Origin of the sequence: Mycobacterium sp. (assembly GCF_049280035.1) — a bacterium.
GTDB lineage: Bacteria > Actinomycetota > Actinomycetes > Mycobacteriales > Mycobacteriaceae > Mycobacterium.
Map to the genome: position 1 here is coordinate 1 of NZ_JBAPPI010000704.1, position 4,968 is coordinate 4,968.

The following is a 4,968-nucleotide window of genomic DNA, read 5'->3' on the forward strand; positions in this document are numbered from 1 at the left end:
CCGACGGTGTACCGGTACGTGTGCGAGGAACTCGCGGTGACCCCGGCAGAATGCATGATGGTCGCCGCCCACGTCTGGGACACCATCGGTGCGCAATCTGCGGGTTTCAGCGGCGCGCTGATCACCCGCCCCGGCAATGCACTGCTACCAATCCCCGACTTGCCGCAGCCGGCGATCGTCGCCAATGATCTGCGCGATTTCGCCCAGCAACTTTGCGCGTCGTGATGCCGACGCTTCGGCCAACCTCACAAACCGGGCACACCACACGTCTACCGGGTAGATAGCGATTCCGACGAACTCCGGAGGACCCCATGTCTACCGCACCCGCCACGATTTCGACTCGCCACGTCATCGTCGACTCACCTATCGGGCCGTTGACGCTGGTGCACGACGACACCGCCCTGATCGGGCTGTATTACCCCGGTCACTGGACCCGCCCCGACCGGAATGCGTTCGGGCCGCAGGTCGACTCAAACGAGGATCACGGCTTCGATGAGGCCATTGCCCAGCTGGCCGAGTACTTCGCCGGCAAGCGTCGGGATTTCGACCTGCCGCTCAACCCGCCCGGCAGCGAGATGGCACGGCAAGTCTGGCAGCTACTCACCGAGATCCCTTACGGCCAAACCACCAGCTACGGTGAGCTGGCACGCAGGGTCGGAGGCGACATCAGCCCCCGCGATATCGGCGGCTTGGTCGGCCAAAATCCGCTGTCGATCCTCATCCCCTGCCATCGAGTGGTCGGATCCACCGGGAAACTCACCGGATACGCCGGTGGCCTGGATCGTAAGCGTCACTTGCTCGAACTGGAGAAGGCGATACCGGCCTCGCCTGCAACGCTGTGGTAGATGAAGCCGCCGTTTGAGAAGGTCGTCGCGCAGCACGGTGCCACCGTGCTGCGGGTGGTCCGCGCGGTCCTCGGCCACGCTGATGCCGACGACGCCTGGTCCGACACCTTCTTGGCGGCGATGAAGGCCTACCCCGATCTACCGGTCGATGCCAACCTCGAGGCGTGGCTGGTTACCATCGCCCACCGCAAGGCGATCGACATCCACCGCGCCACGTCTCGACGGGCGATACCGGTCGCGGACACACCGGATCGGCCGTCGTGCGACCTCGCCGAGCAACGCGACCTTGACCTGACCGAGGCGGTCGCCGCGTTGCCGACCAAACAACGTCAGGCGGTGGCCTACCACTACCTGGCCGGCCTGCCCTACGCCGAGATCGCCACACTGCTGGACAGCAGTGCGGCCGCCGCCCGGCGCGCGGCCGCCGACGGCATCGCCGCACTGCGACGTGCCCACGCGCACAACCGTATTGACCCATCACCAAAAACGGAGTCCACCAATGACCACAGTTGACCTGGCCGCGCTCTACCCCGTCGATGACGACGACATCACCCGCCTGCGCGGCCGGCTGGCGGCCGCCGCCGACCGCGACGACGTTCTCGATGTCGCGTATCGAACCGTCGACTCACCCGTCGGCGCCCTGCTGATTGCCGCAACACCGGCCGGGCTGGTGCGCGTGGCCTTCAGCAGCGAGGGCCACGACGCGGTGTTGCAACACCTCTCCGATCGCATCAGCTCGCGACTGCTTCGCGCCCCGAAGCGGCTGGATGCCGTCGCCCGCCAACTGGACGAGTATTTCTCCGGGCGCCGCCGCACCTTCGATGTGCCGCTGGATTGGCAGCTCTCCAAAGGATTTCGCCGGGTGGTCCTGAACCATCTGGCGGTCGACGTCGGCTACGGCACCACCGCCAGCTACGGCACCCTGGCCCGACTTTCCGGTTCTCCCAAGGCCGTTCGCGCCGTCGGAACAACCTGCGCGACTAACCCCATCCCGGTCGTGGTGCCATGCCACCGCGTCGTCCGCGCCGACGGCGCCTTGGGTGGCTACCGCGGTGGCCCGGCCGCCAAGCGAGCCCTCCTTGAACTGGAGGGCGTCGCGTGACGTCAGCTCAATCGCTCTGGTTCAACCCGTCGAATTCGACCAGGCACGCTTACATCGCGGGGTAGGGGCTGGCCACAGGCGGAGGCACGCCGTTGCGGACGTTTTGCGTGACCTCAACCGCGGTGCTGATGGCAGTGCGATATGGCAGGGATGGAGCACGGTCTGCGATCCGACCAGCCCGAAACCGCCTGTGACAAGAACCTTCTCGACCATCTTCCCCCTGCGTGCGGTTCGTGCGCGGCGACCGGCTGCGCTGCTCGCTGCTGCGGATATGACATTCTCAGAAATTGAGAGTAACGTATGTCATATCGGCGCGGTGTCACGGATGGGGAGCCGGCATCGCGCCGGTGCAGCAAACTCACATGCAACGAGCGGGGAACCATGAAGGGACACACGGCCGACAACCACGAGATCGCCAAATGGGATCCGGCGTTCACCAAACAGATCGCGAACGCGGTCGGACCGGTGATCAAGCGGTGGTATCGCGCCGAGGTGCGAAACATGGCGAACATCCCGCCGGCCGGTGGAGCGCTGGTGGTGTCCAACCACTCCGGCGGCATGTTCACGCCGGACGTGTTGATCTTCGCCCCGGCTTTTTATGACGCCTTCGGTTACGACCGCCCCCTATACACGCTAGCCCACTACGGCCTGTTCCTGGGCCCACTGGACGGCTGGCTGCGTCGCCTCGGGGCTATCAAGGCAAGCCGCGAAAATGCCGCCGCCGCACTGCATTCGGACGCGGTGGTACTGGTGTTTCCCGGGGGCGACTACGACTCCTACCGGCCCACGTCGGGCGCGAACACCGTCGACTTCGACGGCCGCACCGGCTACGTAAGGACCGCCATCGATGCCGGCGTGCCGATTGTGCCGATCGTGTCGATCGGCGGACAGGAAACCCAACTGTTCCTTACCCGTGGCAACTGGCTGGCCCGCCGACTGGGGCTGACCAAAGCCCAGATAAATATCCTGCCGCTGAGCTTCGGGTTCCCGTTCGGCCTGAGTGCGGTCTTGCCGCCGAACCTGCCATTGCCGGCCAAGATCGTCACCGAGGTGCTGGAGCCCATCGACGTCATCGCTCGCTTCGGCGACGACCCCGATGTCGAGGAGGTCGACGCCCACGTACGTGCGGTGATGGATGCCGCGCTGAAGCGGCTAGCCGGTCAGCGGCGGTTCCCCATCCTGGGCTGAGCGGTGTCCGCGGTCACCGACACGATCATCGGGGCCTTCGACGAATTAGGCAGTGCTGCAGGTCTTTCAACGCAAGGCAGCGCGCTGGATTTGGGGCGGATCACGCGTTGCGCTGACCACCGCTATCAGGCAGCCAGCACCGCGTCCAGCGCCGAATAGAACAGGCCGAGCCCGTCGTCTGAGGGCCCGGTCAACGCCTCCGTGGCGTGCTCGGGGTGCGGCATCAGCCCGACGACACGGCCGTTGGCTGAGCTGATGCCTGCGATGTCGCGCAGGGAGCCGTTCGGGTTGTCGTGGTAGCGGAACACCACTCGGCCCTCACCTTCCAGCTCGTCGAGCACCTCGGCAGAGGCCACGTAGCGACCCTCACCCGACTTCAACGGAATCAGCAGGTCGGCGTCAAGCTCGAACCGCGACGTCCACGCCGTCGTCGTCGACGCCACCCGCAGCCACACATCGCGACACACGAAATGCAGGCCGGCGTTTCGGGCAAGCGCGCCGGGCAGCAGCCCAGCCTCACACAGCACCTGAAAACCGTTGCAAATCCCCAAAACCGGCAACCCGCGGCCGGCGGCGGCGATGACTTCGCCCATCACCGGGGCGAACCTGGCGATTGCGCCGGCCCGCAGATAGTCGCCGTAGGAGAATCCGCCCGGCACCACCACCACGTCGACACCCTTGAGGTCGGCGTCGGCATGCCACAGGCTGACGGCCTCGGCGCCGACGACCCGCGCCGCCCGTGCGGCGTCTACGTCGTCGAGCGTCCCGGGGAAGGTGATGACGCCGATACGGGCCGTCACTGGGATTCCCGGCTTACTGTCCAGTCTTCGATCACGGTATTGGCCAATAGCGACTCGGCGATCTCGGCAAGTGCCGAATCGTCGACACTGTCGTCGACTTCGAGCTCAAACCGCTTGCCCTGCCGCACATCCGAGATGCCAGCATGCCCAAGCCGCCCCAATGCACCGACGATCGCCTGACCCTGCGGGTCGAGAATCTCGGCCTTCGGCATCACGTGCACAACCACCCGGGCCACCCGCGCTCCTCCTACTTATCCGGTTTGCTCGGACCCAACTCTACCGGTCGATTCCCGGACTACCGTGCTAGCACGAGCCGATGTAGGCCGCGCACACGGGCGACGTCATTGCGTCCAGAACTTGGGCGTCAGAGATCACCGGCCAAGGCACCTGCGGTGGCTCCGACGACCACAGCGTCAGTTCGCTGATGGTGCTGTTTTCCGGGTGCGCGACAAGATAGGTGCGCATGATCACCGGTCCGCTGATCACCGCGGCCAGTCGGTTGGGTTCGTCGAAGGTGACGGATGGCGACTCTGCCGCCGCCCCCAGTTGGCAACCGCGCAGCGCGGCTGCAGCCACACCGAACACCGACAACGCATTCTGGCCGCCGCGCGCCGTGTCTCCTCGCCAATGCAGGACTTGGGCCTGCAACTGCCACTGACCTTGCGGGTTGGCCACGATCGCCCGGCCGGCGACCGCCGAGTTGCGGGTGTCCTGCGGGAAGGCGGGGGTCGCACACACCTCCTCGAACCGGAACCGCGGCGTCGCCGTCCCGGTCATCGGTACCGCCACCCCGGCTAGCGAGGGCCAGCGGTATGTCGAGTTCATTGGTATTGCCGACGACGAGATCCATGCCGTGTCAGGGATCCGGTCGCACACCGGCGGGCACGTCTCCTGGTCAGCGTGGGCGGCGACCGACGACATGCACCCGACGACCAGGCCGCCCGCGATCAGCACCGTCGCCAGCACTACCCGCATGCCAGGCACCCCATGAGCGCACAATCGTAGACATGCAACTCACGCATTTCGGCCATTC

General features: G+C 66.1%; 7 protein-coding genes and 1 pseudogene. 5 read left to right on the forward strand and 3 right to left on the reverse strand.

What is annotated here, in order from left to right:
- The 5 genes and pseudogenes from WAN71_RS22675 to WAN71_RS22695 all read left to right on the forward strand — a co-directional run.
- Positions 1 to 225, forward strand: a pseudogene (locus WAN71_RS22675) (haloacid dehalogenase type II); the annotation flags it as partial.
- Between the two features lie 86 nt (positions 226 to 311).
- On the forward strand, positions 312 to 845 hold the full coding sequence (locus WAN71_RS22680; RefSeq protein WP_422227484.1) for a methylated-DNA--[protein]-cysteine S-methyltransferase: 534 nt from the start codon (positions 312 to 314) through the stop codon (positions 843 to 845).
- Positions 846 to 1,358 (forward strand): RNA polymerase sigma factor, encoded by a 513-nt coding sequence (locus tag WAN71_RS22685; RefSeq protein WP_422227485.1) that lies wholly within the window; start codon positions 846 to 848, stop codon positions 1,356 to 1,358.
- Entirely contained in the window at positions 1,345 to 1,947 is a 603-nt protein-coding gene (locus WAN71_RS22690) for a methylated-DNA--[protein]-cysteine S-methyltransferase (protein WP_422227486.1), read from the forward strand. The genes WAN71_RS22685 and WAN71_RS22690 overlap by 14 nt, the downstream gene beginning before the upstream one ends.
- Positions 1,948 to 2,328: 381 nt before the next feature.
- A complete protein-coding gene (locus WAN71_RS22695) occupies positions 2,329 to 3,135 on the forward strand; it encodes a lysophospholipid acyltransferase family protein (protein WP_422227487.1) in 807 nt (268 codons plus the stop codon).
- Between the two features lie 125 nt (positions 3,136 to 3,260).
- On the opposite strand, the gene purQ is transcribed toward WAN71_RS22695, so the two are convergent.
- From purQ to WAN71_RS22710, 3 genes are all read right to left on the reverse strand, one after another.
- Positions 3,261 to 3,935 carry a phosphoribosylformylglycinamidine synthase subunit PurQ gene (purQ, locus tag WAN71_RS22700; RefSeq protein WP_422227488.1) on the reverse strand — a complete coding sequence of 225 codons (675 nt, stop codon included), beginning with the start codon at positions 3,933 to 3,935 and terminating at the stop codon, positions 3,261 to 3,263.
- Positions 3,932 to 4,171: a phosphoribosylformylglycinamidine synthase subunit PurS gene (purS, locus tag WAN71_RS22705; protein ID WP_422227489.1), complete on the reverse strand. Its 240-nt coding sequence runs from the start codon at positions 4,169 to 4,171 to the stop codon at positions 3,932 to 3,934. Before purS ends, purQ begins: the two co-directional genes overlap by 4 nt.
- Positions 4,172 to 4,238: 67 nt before the next feature.
- Positions 4,239 to 4,910: an ATPase gene (locus WAN71_RS22710; protein ID WP_422227490.1), complete on the reverse strand. Its 672-nt coding sequence runs from the start codon at positions 4,908 to 4,910 to the stop codon at positions 4,239 to 4,241.
- Positions 4,911 to 4,968: the final 58 nt, after the last annotated feature.

Excerpts from the sequence above, each read along its gene's own strand:
- WAN71_RS22680 (WP_422227484.1), top strand. The coding sequence starts at position 312 with ATGTCTACCGCACCCGCCACGATTTCGACTCGCCACGTCATCGTCGAC.
- WAN71_RS22685 (WP_422227485.1), top strand. The coding sequence starts at position 846 with ATGAAGCCGCCGTTTGAGAAGGTCGTCGCGCAGCACGGTGCCACCGTG.
- WAN71_RS22690 (WP_422227486.1), top strand. The coding sequence starts at position 1,345 with ATGACCACAGTTGACCTGGCCGCGCTCTACCCCGTCGATGACGACGAC.
- WAN71_RS22695 (WP_422227487.1), top strand. The coding sequence starts at position 2,329 with ATGAAGGGACACACGGCCGACAACCACGAGATCGCCAAATGGGATCCG.
- WAN71_RS22710 (WP_422227490.1), bottom strand. The coding sequence starts at position 4,910 with ATGCGGGTAGTGCTGGCGACGGTGCTGATCGCGGGCGGCCTGGTCGTC.